10 protein-coding genes and 1 pseudogene are annotated in these 14,507 nt (G+C 48.1%); 7 read left to right on the top strand and 4 right to left on the bottom strand.

What is annotated here, in order from left to right; genetic code table 11:
* The first annotated feature begins 57 nt into the window (after positions 1–57).
* Together N836_RS68900 and N836_RS78290 are read left to right on the top strand one after the other, a co-directional pair.
* Positions 58–1,187 (top strand): IS3 family transposase gene (locus N836_RS68900; RefSeq protein WP_152532270.1). Its coding sequence is split into 2 segments (ribosomal slippage): positions 58–325 and positions 325–1,187, totalling 1,131 coding nucleotides; the frame shifts between segments, so codons are not numbered across the junction.
* 82 nt (positions 1,188–1,269) lie between these two features.
* Complete coding sequence (locus N836_RS78290) at positions 1,270–1,374, top strand: Arm DNA-binding domain-containing protein (RefSeq protein WP_152532298.1); 105 nt, start codon at positions 1,270–1,272, stop codon at positions 1,372–1,374.
* Positions 1,375–1,596: 222 nt separating this feature from the next.
* On the opposite strand, the pseudogene N836_RS0139640 reads toward N836_RS78290, so the two are convergent.
* A pseudogene (locus N836_RS0139640) lies at positions 1,597–1,998 on the bottom strand (transposase); the annotation flags it as partial.
* A 313-nt stretch (positions 1,999–2,311) separates the two neighbouring features.
* On the opposite strand from N836_RS0139640, the gene N836_RS68905 reads away from it, so the two are divergent.
* The 4 genes from N836_RS68905 (at position 2,312) to N836_RS76170 (ending at position 8,912) form a co-directional block, all read left to right on the top strand.
* Positions 2,312–5,542, top strand: coding sequence for a glycoside hydrolase family 15 protein (locus tag N836_RS68905; protein ID WP_023076378.1), 3,231 nt, complete (start codon positions 2,312–2,314; stop codon positions 5,540–5,542).
* A gap of 58 nt (positions 5,543–5,600) precedes the next feature.
* The gene (gatB, locus tag N836_RS68910; RefSeq protein ID WP_023076379.1) at positions 5,601–7,091 is read left to right on the top strand and encodes an Asp-tRNA(Asn)/Glu-tRNA(Gln) amidotransferase subunit GatB; all 1,491 of its coding nucleotides are present in this window, start codon (positions 5,601–5,603) and stop codon (positions 7,089–7,091) included.
* 628 nt (positions 7,092–7,719) lie between these two features.
* Entirely contained in the window at positions 7,720–8,061 is a 342-nt protein-coding gene (locus tag N836_RS68915; protein ID WP_023076381.1) for a hypothetical protein, read from the top strand.
* Between the two features lie 647 nt (positions 8,062–8,708).
* The gene (locus tag N836_RS76170; RefSeq protein WP_071789099.1) at positions 8,709–8,912 is read left to right on the top strand and encodes a hypothetical protein; all 204 of its coding nucleotides are present in this window, start codon (positions 8,709–8,711) and stop codon (positions 8,910–8,912) included.
* Here N836_RS76170 and N836_RS68920 read toward each other — a convergent pair.
* The 3 genes from N836_RS68920 to N836_RS68930 all read right to left on the bottom strand — a co-directional run bounded on the left by N836_RS68920 (position 8,873) and on the right by N836_RS68930 (position 11,699).
* Positions 8,873–9,325 carry a response regulator gene (locus N836_RS68920; RefSeq protein ID WP_023076382.1) on the bottom strand — a complete coding sequence of 151 codons (453 nt, stop codon included), beginning with the start codon at positions 9,323–9,325 and terminating at the stop codon, positions 8,873–8,875. The two genes, N836_RS76170 and N836_RS68920, sit on opposite strands and share 40 nt — an antisense overlap.
* A gap of 307 nt (positions 9,326–9,632) precedes the next feature.
* A complete protein-coding gene (locus N836_RS68925) occupies positions 9,633–10,805 on the bottom strand; it encodes an LL-diaminopimelate aminotransferase (RefSeq protein WP_023076383.1) in 1,173 nt (390 codons plus the stop codon).
* A gap of 120 nt (positions 10,806–10,925) precedes the next feature.
* A complete protein-coding gene (locus N836_RS68930) occupies positions 10,926–11,699 on the bottom strand; it encodes a PspA/IM30 family protein (RefSeq protein ID WP_023076384.1) in 774 nt (257 codons plus the stop codon).
* A 435-nt stretch (positions 11,700–12,134) separates the two neighbouring features.
* On the opposite strand from N836_RS68930, the gene N836_RS68935 reads away from it, so the two are divergent.
* The gene (locus tag N836_RS68935) at positions 12,135–14,489 is read left to right on the top strand and encodes a sialidase family protein (RefSeq protein ID WP_023076385.1); all 2,355 of its coding nucleotides are present in this window, start codon (positions 12,135–12,137) and stop codon (positions 14,487–14,489) included.
* Positions 14,490–14,507: the final 18 nt, after the last annotated feature.

Below are 14,507 nucleotides of genomic sequence, written 5' to 3' on the forward strand. Positions count from 1 at the left end.
CCAAAATTAGGACAGGACTGATAGAGCGTAAGCTAGAGTCCAATAGGGGTAAAGAATATGGCGAGTAAACACAGGAACTACAGTAGCGAATTTAAGGCAAAAGTCGTGCTGGAGATCGTCAGTGGCCAACGGAGTGTCAGCGAAGCGAGTCGCGCCCATAAAGTGCATACGTCCGTGATCAATCGTTGGCGCAATGAATTTCTAAACCAGGCGCATTTAGCGTTTGGAGGCAACGGAAGTGGGAATGAATCAGCCGAACGAATCGCAGAATTAGAACGCATGGTGGGTCGGCTAACAATGGAATTAGCGGTAGCAAAAAAAGCTTCGGACTTGTGGAATCTGAGCGGAAACGAGCCATGATTGAGCAGTTGAAAGGAGACTATTGGATCCAGGTAATCTGTGATGTGATTGGCTACAGCCGAAGCCGCTATTACTATCGGACAAAATCAGCAAAACAGACGCAAGAAGAGACCCTGAAAAAAGCGATCATTGATGTGGCGGGGAGATATCCAACCTATGGATATCGACGGATTACTAAACAATTGCAGCGAGAGGGATGGACGGTTAATCACAAACGGATCAGCCGATTAATGAAAGACTTGGGATTCCTTGCCAAACGACGAATACGCCGGAAACGCACGACGAATAGTGTCCATGGCTATAAGCGGTATCCTAATCTAGTCAAAGGACTGGTCGTCGAGCGTCCAGAGCAGATATGGGTTGGCGACATCACCTATATCCGGTTGAGGGATGAGTTTGTTTATTTAGCGGTGTTAATGGATGTGTTTACCCGCAGTATTCGAGGCTGGCACTTGGATAGGACGATGGAGAAACAGTTAACGATAACAGCATTAGAGAAAGGACTGAAGCAGTGTATTCCAGAGATTCATCATTCAGACCAAGGCGTTCAATATGCAGCCAATGCGTATGTTCAGCTATTGGAAGAGAACGAGATAGCGATTAGTATGGCGGGTGTGGGTAAAGCCTATGAGAATGGCTATGCTGAACGACTGATGAGAACCATTAAAGAAGAGGAGGTTGACTTGTCGGACTATCGCAACTTTAATGAAGTGTATGAGAGAATAGAAGAGTTTTTAGACGAGGTGTATATGAAGAAGAGAATTCACTCGTCTTTGGACTATTTAACGCCCAGCGAATTTGAGAAAAAGTGGAGGCAGGAAGCGTAGGATGTCTCAGATTGATACATGTCAGTCTAGACTCGTTATTATCTGATTTTACTGTCCAAAATTAGGGGTTCATTTCACTGACCTGCTAAGGCTGCGGTGGAGCTATCACAGTAAACGCTATTGTTTGTCGTTAGGTTTGCACGATACACAAGCCAATCGTCGAGTGGCGATTCAGAAAGCTCAATAGATTTAGCTGGACATGATCAGCGATAACTTTGATGTCAGTCTGGATAAATCCAAGTCAGAGCCTTTTGAGGAGGAGCTAGAACCTAAGAAAGTGTTGGAGAAAGCTCAAACCTTTCCAGTGGTATTTGAGAAGCATGAGCAACAACGAATAGGTTGCTGTTTGCCATAGATCATCTCCCAGATATAGCGTTGCTCTGTTTTTTGTCTGAGAGTGTATGAGTATATTGTCGCCGACAATACCATTTTCGACTTTGCCCAAATTACCGATGTATTGTCGTTTCATATAATCGGTAGAGGTGCCTTTTCTACGGTCACCCGTTTCATCGATAATCAGTGTAACTTTTCTACCAGCAACAACTTTTGGAATGAGTATTAGTTGCTGCTGAAAGAAGGCTTGGGCAGACCAAGGAGATTCACATAGAAATTGTTGTAATGATTGTGAATTAGACAAACCAACAACTTTAGCGATAACCGGTAAGGGTTTGCGCTTAACCTCTGAAATCAGACCCACATGTAAATGTTTGAAGGCTTCAAAACTCCTGACTTCAGCAAACAGGTCACGATAGGACTTGCAGGAGTCATCGATAAATTTGACAGTAGGTTGAGCAGCTCGGGGTGTCACCATACATGCGGTTTGACCCACTTGAGTCGATAGCAAACCCTATTTTATACCGCCAGAGTCATTAAAGAGCGCTATTTGAATGGGGTATTGAGGGGCCTTGATAGTGCGATAAAACCTTATACCTGCGCCCTGAACTTGTGAACATTACTGAGGGTACCCTAGAGGTTTACGTAGGCTTTAAGCCATCTAGGAATACTGCGGAAGTGTAAGTTAATATAGACATCTTCCTTAAAATTACTTTTAGGTTCTTATCTCTACGGACGTTTTCGACATCCCCTTGCTGTCTGAGGGGGTTATCCATAATTTCTAGTACAGCATGTCTCGTTTCGCCTCCCGCCAAGATCATCTCGATTATTATTATCAGCAGATTCAGACAGTTATTCTGTCGCGTCAAAATCCGGTCACTGGCCTCTTACCTGCGAGTACCGCCATTAATACCCACGGTGACTATACCGATGCCTGGGTGCGGGACAATGTTTATAGCATCATGGCCGTGTGGGGGCTGGCCCTGGCTTATCGAAAAATTGATGAAAACCTGGGGCGTACCTATGAACTGGAGCAAAGCGTCACTAAACTGATGCGCGGTTTGCTGTTTGCCATGATGCAGCAAACCGACAAGGTGGAGGAATTTAAGCGTACCCAAGATCCCTTAGATGCGCTTCATGCTAAGTACGATACCCCCACTGGCAGTACCGTTGTAGGTGATGACGAGTGGGGCCATTTGCAGCTGGATGCCACTTCGGTGTATTTGCTGATGCTGGCGCAGATGACCAGTTCAGGACTGCAGATTATCTACACTCGCGACGAAGTCGACTTTGTTCAAAATTTGGTCTACTACATTGGTCGCGCTTACCGAACGGCTGACTATGGCATTTGGGAGCGGGGCAATAAACTTAACCACGGCAAACCGGAACTTAACGGCAGCTCGGTGGGTATGGCCAAAGCCGCTCTGGAGGCCATGAATGGTTTGAACTTGTTTGGGGTGCGAGGCGGTCATGGGTCTGTGATCCATGTTTTGCCCGATGAGATTGCGCGCACACGGATCACGCTGGAATCTTTGTTGCCCAGGGAGTCGGGGTCTAAGGAAATTGACGCGGCTCTGCTGAGCGTGATTGGTTTTCCTGCCTTTGCTGTTGATGATCCAGACCTGTTGCAAACTACCCACGATGCCATTGTGGAAAAACTACAGGGTCAGTACGGCTGTAAGCGGTTTCTCCGCGATGGCCACCAATCTGTAGTTGAAGATGCTGAGCGGCTGCATTACGAGCCTGGCGAACTTAAGGCTTTTGAACATATTGAATGTGAGTGGCCGCTGTTTTTTTGCTATTTGCTGCTCAATAGCCTGTTTCGTAATCAAGGCGATCAGGCGGCCTTCTACCGAGAGCGCCTGGAGGCGTTGGCGGTGAATAAAGGAGGGCTAGACCTATTGCCGGAGCTTTATTATGTGCCTGCGGCGGTGATTGAAGCTGAGCGTGAAAATCCCCATAGCCAGATTCGTGAGCCCAATGACAACATTCCGTTGGTGTGGGCGCAGAGTCTCTATTACATGGGGCAAATGATTCAGGATGGGTTGATTACTCTGGGGGACATTGATCCTCTGGCTCGTCATCTTAAAGTTGGGCAAAACCGTAAACCGATTGTGCAGGTGTCTCTGCTCTCTGAAGATAGTGATCTGCAGCAGCAACTGGCCAACTACGGTATTGAGACTCAGGTTTTAGAGCAGATCGATCCAGTCCAGGTGCGGACCTCGACCAATCTAGCTGACCTGTATGCCCAGTTTGGCTGCAACAACAAGCTAAATACCACCGGCCGCCCCGATCGTCGTCTGCGCAGTTTGACTACATCCCGCATCTTTCGTATTCAGCGTGAGACTGTTGTCTTTGTCCCTGCTTTCTTAGATCCCAGCCAATTTTATATTACCCTCGACTATCAGTTTCTGGTGGCCCAGATTCGGAGTGAGTTGGCGTATATCCATGAGCATTGGAATGAACCGGGTCGACCTACGGTGACTCTGCTGCTGACTCATCGCATGTTTGAGCTGGGTCACAAGGCGATTAGTGATTCTCCGTTACTTCAGCTGATTTTTGAATTGAAGGATGGCGAATGTAACGGAGTATCGATCAAGGTGGGCTCGTTGTTTCAGCTGATGCTAACGGCGGCTACTGAGCGGATTGAGGATGTGTCGCTACCGCATGTAGAGGAAACTCTGTCGACCTATACGATGCCCATTTCGGCCTATTTACCGCTTTCTGAAAGTAAGACCAAGCCTCTGAATCAGCTTCAGGAGCTAGATCTGGAGCGGGAAACGGATGTTTGGCAGTTGCTCCAGACTCTAAAGGCTTCTGATAATTTGTATGAACAAATTGAGCTGATTAGCAATCTGTGTCGCTTGGAAACGCTTGCTTTTGAAACGGACTGGGGCGCGGAAGCGGGTGAACAGGTGACCCTGGCCAATTTGCTCAATGAGCTTTATACCAAGGCAGGTCGTTTGGAGCTGTGGGCGATTGTGCGGCGGGCAGCGGGTTTGCTGAATAAGATGGCCATCGGTTTGGCGGATGCGGCCACAGAACTGCTGGTGCGTCAGAAGCAGATTGCGGTGGGTAAGGCCTATAGCGAGGCTTCGCTAATTATAGATCCGCTGTCTCCTCAGGAATTGCTGGCTAAGATTAATGCGTTTTGTGGTGAGGATATTCGCGATCGCACCCTCACTCAAGAAATCCTCATCTACCTCAGCGTCCTAATCAACTCAGAACCCGAGCTATTTGACGGACTCCTGACCCTACGAGTCAGCTATTTGATCTTGCTAATCAACAGTGAAATCTGCCGCGAACAGCACTGCACCCAGGACGAAGCCTATGAAATGCTCATGGCCATGAGTCCGTTCGAAATCAAAATGCGACTGCGGCAGGTACTAGCAGGTTACGAAGGACTCGATAACAGTCTGTTCCGTCAAGAGTCTATCCAGTCCCGTAAACCCCAAGCCGTCAACTGGGTAGTCCTGCCCCAAGCAGAAGAAACTGACCCCTCTGAAGAAGACTGGCTCCACCGCCGACAGCGAGAAGGAGGGCTACACCGAGTCCCCGAAGACTTTTATCCACGGGTATGGCGGTTGCTCAAACATTGCAAAGGTATCGTCATTGGCGACAAACTAGAACGTCGTAACCGTCTAGTTAGCGAACTCGTCCTCTCCGACACTACTCCCGAAGAAAAAGACTTTGCCCTGCGCATCGAACACCTATTCAACAAAATTCAGGCACCCGAATACCGCCAGGTCAATGTTGAAGCCCTGATGGAACTCTCAGAGCTATTTGATACCAACCCCGACTTGCAGGTCGACGACTATATTGTGCTTGATGTTCTGGTTGGCCACGCTGTTCGTCTTGCCTGGCTTGATGGCGGTGCCCACCGCGCCCACCGTTATCTCCAAGACAAAGCCAAAGCCTGGCGCTCGTTTTACCAAGACTCCCCCCACCGCTGCGCCAAATACATCGCCAGAGCCATGCAGTTCCTGATTGAGCTGAATGAGGGTGAGGTATTGCCAACATGACCCCAATCCCCCGCCAGCCGCTACAATGGGACACGTTCTATTTCACCCACCGTCTACTATGACCGCTGCGGCACCTGCGAAGACCGAGTACGAAGCCGTCATTGGCTTAGAGATCCACTGCCAGCTCAGCACCAATACTAAAATATTCACCCCCAGCTCGGCAGAGTTTGGAGCCGATCCCAATACCCACATCGACCCCATCACATTGGGCATGCCGGGAGTATTGCCGGTGCTGAACGAAAAGGTATTGACATATGCGGTCAAGACAGGACTGGCCCTCAACTGCCAGATCGCTCCTTACAGTAAGTTTGATCGCAAGCAATACTTCTATCCCGACCTGCCCAAAAATTACCAAATATCGCAATACGACCTACCCATTGCCGAACATGGCTGGATTGAAATCGAGCTAGTCGATAAAAAAAGCGGCAATGTAGAACGTAAGAAAATCGGCATTACCCGTCTGCATATGGAAGAAGATGCCGGCAAGCTGGTTCATGCTGGCAGCGATCGGTTAGCTGGCTCTACCTATTCGCTGGTGGACTACAATCGGGCCGGTGTTCCCTTGGTCGAAATCGTCTCCGAACCCGATCTTCGCACTGGTAAAGAAGCCGCTGAATATGCCCAAGAAGTTCGCCGGATTGTCCGCTATCTGGGTGTGGGTGACGGCAACATGCAAGAAGGCTCCCTGCGCTGCGACGTCAATATTTCCATCCGCCCTAAAGGTCAAGAAGCCTTTGGCACCAAGGTGGAAATCAAAAACATGAACTCCTTTAGCGCTATTCAAAAGGCAATTGATTACGAAATTGAGCGCCAGACTGAAGCGTTAGAAAGCGGTGACGAAGAGATTATCCAAGAAACCCGGCTGTGGGATGAAGGCACCCAGGTGACAAAGAGCATGCGCTCGAAGGAAGGCTCTAGCGATTATCGTTACTTTCCAGAACCTGACTTGCCCCCTATCGAAGTCTCTAAAAAACAGCTTGAAACCTGGAAATCAGAATTACCCGAACTCCCTGCTGATAAGCGCCATCGTTACGAAACAGAATTAGGGCTGTCGGCCTACGACACTCGTGTACTCACTGATGACCGCTCCATTGCTGACTACTTTGAGCATACTATTGCCACCGGAGCCGATGCTAAAACCTCAGCGAACTGGGTCATGGGGGATATTTCCGGTTACCTCAATGCCGAAAAGCTATCCATCAACGACATTGCGCTGACTCCTGAAGGGCTGGGGGAAATGGTTAACTTGATCACGTCGGGGACCATCAGTAACAAAATTGGCAAAGATTTATTGCCCACCCTGCTTAAAGACGGCGGGTCCCCCAAGGCTATTGTCGAAGAAAAAGGGCTGGTGCAAATTTCTGACCCGGCTGCTATTGAAGCCATCATTGACCAAGTCATGGCCGATAATCCAGACGAACTAGCCAAATATCGTGCTGGTAAGAAAAAGCTCCAGGGCTTCTTTGTGGGGCAGGTAATGAAACGCTCCAGTGGACGGGCAGATCCTAAATTAACGAACCAGTTATTGGGCAAAAAGCTAAATGGGTAGACTAGACGGGATGTTGACCGACTACTATCCTGTTGTTGCATCAGGGTAGTACCAGACCTTGCTGGACGGTAGGTCCAGTGCTGTTCCACACACCAGGTTCTAAATCTGTCGGCTTTACATAAACCTCATGATTGTAAAGTTCTAGCAAGATTCCTAAAAAAACTAAATAGGGGGTTACACCCCACATCCCATCCGTGGCATACTATGTTAAGTAGATGCACCCTGATGGTTGGAGAGCTTGTATGCTCTCCTTTTTTTTGGGATTTTTTTGGCAGACGTAGAAAATATGTTTGGGTTGGTACATAGAATGTTGAGTGTCTTGAGCATCTGCCTGCTCCAAAGGACACATTAGTGCGTTACCTCCTCTGTCGGATCGCTACAGAGGTTAACAGAGAACACTTTTAGGGTGATCACTCGGTTAGGATTTAAAGCATGATTAAGAGGATTACGGCGTAAACGTCTGCTTCAGGACGTTGGCTAGCGATACTCAACCATAATTACCGAATTAATATGCTGTATTTTTCTAGCTCTATAGATATCTACCGGGCACAGGAATCTCCTGTGCCTTTTTGGTAACTATGACTAGATGCAGCCATCTGTCTTTTGATATCTCTCGAATACATAGATCATGAGTTACAACTTTGATATTGTCGGGGTTTCACCTGTTTGGAACTTCTTTAAGCATCAACAGTATGTGGAGCAGTCACCTGGCCGCAGCTGCGCCTATCTAGGCAGCTATGAGTGCACCCTGGATGGTTTTATCGAAGCAACCTCGCTGGTGCATAAAAAACCAGACTGGGACTGGGATACGGTAGTCAATGAAATCGTCAACTTTTGGCTAAATGCAGGCGACCATGTCAACCAGTGGAAAAAGGAACTGGCTGCAGCGGAGGAGACTAGCCTGATTGTGGGTCGGGTGGCAAACTTTGAAAATTTGCGATCCGAATTTGAAGGATTGATTGGAGATTGATCGATAAATTATCCCGACCGTTGCTGATCCTTAGGATGATTTCATCTACAAGATATAGGTGAATGGTATTTCTCCAGATCGGTGCATCCTCTAAATCAGCAACGGTTTATCTCGGAGGGTGGGCAACGCCTATCCTCTGACAAAAAATCATTCTGTGCAATGCCGATATCACGATCGATCTTGGTCTGTGGAATCGATAAACATAGCTGGGGGATACGTTTGATTCATCCAAAGGATATCAAGCGCATGGTGTGCGCTTGGGATGGCTAATTAATCCTTAGAAGCAAACTGTAGCAATTTAGTTCAGGTTCTGTTGAAATTTCGCAGTCTCCTCAACTGCTCGATGGTGGGGATGTTTTCCCCGACTTTGTGCTTGATTTGAAGAATATCTTTAGTTGAAAGAGAAGACCAACAGAAAGTGGTTAATGCCTACCCTGCTGTCGCAGATATTTCGGCGTATCTGTGGGAAAATTGGGAATATGCAAATTGTCTTAGCCATCTGAGCCGTTTAGCTTAAGGAGATTATCCGTATAAAGCTAATGCTTTATGTATCAAAAACTACGTGAAATTTCAGGGTATTTTCGCAGTTTTTGTTCAATTAAATTCGAAATTAGCGGAGACTAGAGCTATGTCAACGAATACATGCTATGTCTCTAGATGAATTTGAGCAATATTACCGTGAAGCGATGAGTAATGCGCTCAATCAGCTCCAACGGATAACATTGCTATCATCAAATTTGCAAGACACTGTAGAAGAGATTTCTACTTCTTTGGAACAACTCAACCGCACAACGGAGCAATTTATTAAAGTTCAGCGCCAAAATTCCGATGAATCGGATTCTGAGTCTTGAGCAAGATTGTCTCGGGGAATAGGGGTAGGTGCTCCTTTTAATAAAGAGAGAATCTTACTGTTGAGGGTGGCCGGCAAAATGGGTTTAACCATATAGTCAGTCGCCCCAACAGCGATGGCTCGTTGCCGATCTGCTTGAAATGCATAGCCACTGACTACCAAAATTGGTAAATTACAAAACTGGGGATGATGGCGAATGGTTTGGATAAGGGTGAGACCATCCACCTGTGGGAGCTTAATATCCAGCAATACAATGTGAGGCATAAATTCCTGCATCATCTCAATGCAGTTGTTGCCGTCAGCCAGCGGTAAAACTCGATAACCGCAATGTTCTAAAAAGTCTGCAAATAATACACGATTGCCGTAATCGTCTTCAATCAGTAAAATGCGGCGTTGCTCTGGTGGAAAATTCATAGATGGCTGCAGCGCAGTAGCAAGCTAATCGACATTTACTGGTAGAGGTGACGTTAACACCGATCTTGAATACAGGAAAAGTGTCTTTATAATTCTAGCTAACTTACTCTCCGGCAAGAATGATATGCATGATGGGGGTATTGTAATGTACGTACAAACACAGAACCCTGTGTTTTCTTCGTATAAATAATACCTGTATCTATTGCTAAATTACTGGGTACTGCCAAGAGCTGTCCTTACAGTTGCTCAAGTAACTGCGATGGCGGCCTTAACACCGGTTATTCGGTAATTTACCTATGGATTTAATTTAGTTACGGCTATACATAAACTCGACAATCTGCTGTGCGGCTTGTTTTAGAACTGCAGGAGGTTGTACCAGGGCAAAGCGGACGTATCCTTCGCCAGATTTGCCAAAACCTCTACCCGGTGCCAATGCTATGCCGGTTGCTTCCACTAGTTGCACGCAAAAATCAATGGAGTCGCTCCAGGATGCGGGTAGCTTAGCCCATAGGTACATGGTGGCAGTGGGGCTAGTAACGTGCCAACCATGGTGGTTGAGGGCGGTGACCATGGCATCTCGACGGGCTTTGAAGGTGTCGACGGTGGTGCGGACGCAGTCTTGGGGGCCTTCAAGTGCTGCGATCGCACCTCGCAAAATTCCCTGATACTGATTAAAGTCCACCGTGGCCTTAACCTGACGCAGCGCCAGAATCAGCTCACGATTACCAATGGCATAGGCGATGCGAAACCCACCCATGTTGTAAGCCTTGGAAAAGCTAAAAAACTCGATAGAGCAGGTCTTATTTGCATCGGCCTGCAGCACTGATGGTGCCGGATATCCATCAAAGCAATGGTCAGCGTAGGGAAAGTCGTGGGCCAGGACAAGATTTTGCTCCTGGCAGAAAGCGACGGTCTTAGCAAAAAACTCTGGTGAGGCGATGCCGGTGGTGGGATTGTGGGGATAGCTCAACACCATCAGCCTGGCCTGGGCCAACACCGCTGTTGGGATATCGGTCAAGACGGGTAAAAATCCGTTTTCTGCCAATAGCGGCATGGCATAAATCTGTCCGTTAGCCAGATGAATACCCCCGGTATGGGAGGGATAGCACGGGTCAGTGAGCAATGCAAAATCCCCAGGATTCAAAATTGCTAACGGTAAATGGGCTGTGCCTTCCTGAGAACCAATCAGGGGCAGCACCTCGGTTTCTGGATCAACTGCTACACCAAACTTTTGGGTATACCAGCGAGCTGCGGCTTGTCGAAAAGCGCGGGTACTTTCAAATAGGTTATAGCCGTGGGTGGCCGGGTCGCGCAGTGCCGTTGCGATCGCATCTAACACATGGCCCGGTGTTGGTAAATCTGATGACCCCAGGGATAAATCTACGATTGGCTTACCGGCTGCTCGTGCTCGTCCCTTGGCTCGATCCATGTCGGCAAAAACGTTGGTCTGCAAAGGGGTAAGACGATCGGCAAAGCGCATGGGGCAGCAGGACGGTGGGTAGTGGGGGATTTGTTTGAGATACTCGGTACCTCAATCCATCCTATTTTAAACCCATTACATGGTGAGCCTGCTAAGACCTATTGTTCGGTGGGACCTATCCTACAGGTTGTCTAGTTCCTGTTTGAGTGCTTCTAATTCTGCATCGACGGCTTTATTGGTGGGAGCATCAACCGGCTGGGCATCAGCGGGCGGCAATGCTTCCTGGTTAACTGAACCTCCTGATAGCTGGGCTTTCATCGCAGCGAGTTCAGAATCGACATCACCACCGGCTTCAAGGCTGACAAACTGGCTTTCGAGATCTGCACCCGCTAGCTCTGCGGCTGCCTGCCCCCGAGCTTCCAGTTCTAGAATTTTTTCCTCCATGCGCTCAAAGGCACCAACAGAGCTGCTGGTGCTGAGGGTACCCACGGTTTTTTGTAGCTTTTCGTTGGCCTTAGCCGCACTGGCACGGGCCTTGAGCATGTTTTTCTTGGTCTTGTATTCAGAAATCTTGCTCTCTAGACCAATCAGGTTACGCTTGAGGGTCTCGACTGAAGCAGTCTGCTGTTCGAGCTGAGTTTTTAAGGCCGTTGCTGTTTCGGCATGGCTTTTTTTACGAACCAGGGCTTCACGAGCCAGGTTTTCATCCCCTTTCTGTAATGCTAGCTGTGCCCGCTGAGTCCACATGTTAGCTTCGGACTGGGCCTTTTCCTGCTGCTGCTCTACCTTTTTCTTGCTCGCGATCGCACCCGCCACCGCTTGGCGCATTTGCACTAGATCCTCTTGCATATCCATGATGCTTTGCTCAAGAATCTTTTCTGGATCTTCGGCTTTGCTGACAGCATCGTTGACATTGGCGCGGATAAGTCGGCTAACGCGATCAAATAACCCCATTGGTCTTCCTTGTCCTTGATAAGTTTCTATCTGGGTGTTTGTGGGGCTTGAGATCAACTAGCCCCGTTGCAGCACCTAACGGCACCTCGCGCTTTAGTTTTAGCACACGTTGCCGTCCCACAGAGGTGTGGATAAGCGCCTGGATATATCTTCTAGGTTGTCTAAAGAAATGATAATTACATTAGATCCGCTAAAAAAATTTAGACTTGCGGGTGTGGATGATGGCATTTCCCAGCTCTAAAGATAGATATAGTTAAGTACTTATGAATTATTTTTGATGAATGCTTGGGCATATTAAGCCTGCATCTTTAATAGGTACTCATAATCACACGGTAGCTTTTCGTCTAAGCTTGTGGAAAATCAGGGTGACTTATCTGCATAAGCACTGAGCCGCCCCCTTTGAAATATCTGCCATTTATAGTTTCCATTAAAAAAATGTACGTCCTTAAATATGGTTCTAAGGTTGGACTATCCAAGCTATTGGTAGCGGTCGTTAATCTGATTAGACGTCAGCTGGGCTGGGTGGCTTTGGGGTTATTACTAACGGTAGTTTGGTCATTTCAACCGGCCTATGCCCATCGTCCCCACGATGTGGTTACTCAGATTAAACTCTCGCCTAACTATAGTCAGGACCAGACTGCCTACACGATTGTACGGGGTAACTTGTTAAAGTCCGTGGATCAAGGCGAACGTTGGAAACGCCTTGTGCAGGGGTTAGACACTCTAGCGCCGTTGTCTACCCTCACAATCGACCAGACCGAAGGACAGTTACTGGCACTGGGCACCCATGGGGATGGCATTTTCTTATCAGATGATCAAGGTGAAAGCTGGCGTCAGTCTAATCAAGGGCTGGATACCTTAGATATTGGCCTGATATATAGTCTGCCGAGTAATTCTCAAGTGCTGTTGGCAGCAGGTGCCGAGGGGGGCGTCTTTCAAAGTGTTGATCGTGGCCAAACCTGGAATTCAGTTGTGGATGCCAGCCAGCTGTTGTTAACCCTGAATGAAGTTAGTGGTACAGTGTGGGGTGGTGATGACAGGGGCCAGTTGTTGCGCTCCAACGACAGCGGTCAAAGTTGGCAAAGAGTCCTCACTGTGGCGGATGATCCGATCAGTACGATTGCTGCCAATGACAATGTGCTCTATGTAGGCACCGATTCTAAGGGAGTTTATCGAGTTGATCCGACAACTCTTGAGATAATTGACATCAACCAAGGGTTAGAGGATTTGCGCATTCAGGACGTCAAGATTCTACCGGGTGATTCTAGAGGGGTAATTCTCTCTAGCTGGGATAGAGGTATTTCGATCTCTCTGGATACTGGTGAAACCTGGACGGATTACCCTAATGGTCTCATCAAAGACAAGCAAGCGGATGAATTTGAAACCCATCACTTTTCTGAAATTGCGGTGTCGGACAATTTTGTCGAGGATGAGACTGTCTTTTTAGGCGGGTTTAACGGTCTTTATAAGTCGAACCAGGGGGGGCAACGATGGCGTGAGATTAGCACGCTGGACGAAGGTGTCGTGGCGGCGATGGATGTGTCGCCTAATTATGCTGAGGATGGCACTCTGGCTCTGACCACCTACGTTGGCAAGATTATGACGAGTAACGACCAGGGTAAAACTTGGGAGTTGACTATGAATGGTGTGGAAGTGCCTCGATTAAACGGTAGCTTTAAGCAGACTTATCAAGATCCGCGACGGTTTTTTGACATTGCTTTTTCTCCTGACTACGGCACTGATAAAACATTGTTTACTACAGGGCTATGGACTAAGTTTGTCCGGTCGACCAACGGGGCTAGATCCTGGTCAGTCCATAGTTTGAGCAAGGAAGCTCGGGGACTAACATTGCTGCTATCGCCTGAATTTTCGACTGACAAGACGATGTATGTGAGCAATCAGGCTGGGCTTTTGTTTCGGTCGACCAATGGTGGCAGAACTTTAGAGGAGATTGCTAATTTGCCCTGGGAACGGGGTAACGATAGTCCCTCCATGGCGATCTCTCCTAGTTTTACAGAAGATCGCACCTTGTATACGGTGGCTGAAACTGGGGTATATCGGTCTACAGATGCTGGTGAAACTTGGCAGGCGACGACGGCAGCGACCCCAATTGCGGCGGCAGGGAACTTACACATTGAGATTTCTCCCAACTATCCTCAGGATAAAACGCTGTTTGTCAGCAGCTACGATGGCTTATTTAAGACCACAGATTCCGGTGAGAGCTGGCAGTCTGTGGCGATCGCAGATGTTGCCCCTGAGCGTACCTTTCTAGAAGGGGTGGCCGTATCCCCCAACTATGGTCAGGATGGCACGGTGATGGTTAGCCTCCGGGGTAAAGGGCTTTATAGAAGTGTGGATGGCGGCGACTCTTTTACACCTATTGGTGATGCCAGTCTGGCCTTCTCTCGGATGTACAATGTCCCCTGTGCTGGACGTCCTATCCAGTTTTCACCCAACTATGCTGAGGACAATACAATTTTTGGCTTTGGTACTGCCCATACCGATGTTTATCGCTCCACCGATGGTGGGGAAACCTGGGAGACTTTAACCACGCCCGATATTGAGCCTCCCACTGAGCTGAGTACGCTGACAACCGTTGCGATCGCAGCTGAACTGTACCGTGGTAGAATCCTCAAAACTTTACTGGCAGTGGGGGTAGCGATTGTCGCCTATTTTGTGGTCGGTCTGTTGCCGTTGAGAAAAATCATCAAACTCAACCGACGCTTACTTCAATTTGGTACCGCCATGGCCAGTTTTGCAGTTGCTTTAGTCGTGTTGCTTAAAATTTAAACTAGCATAGGCAGGTCT

This window comes from Leptolyngbya sp. Heron Island J (genome assembly GCF_000482245.1).
Taxonomy (GTDB): Bacteria; Cyanobacteriota; Cyanobacteriia; order Phormidesmidales; family Phormidesmidaceae; genus Leptothoe.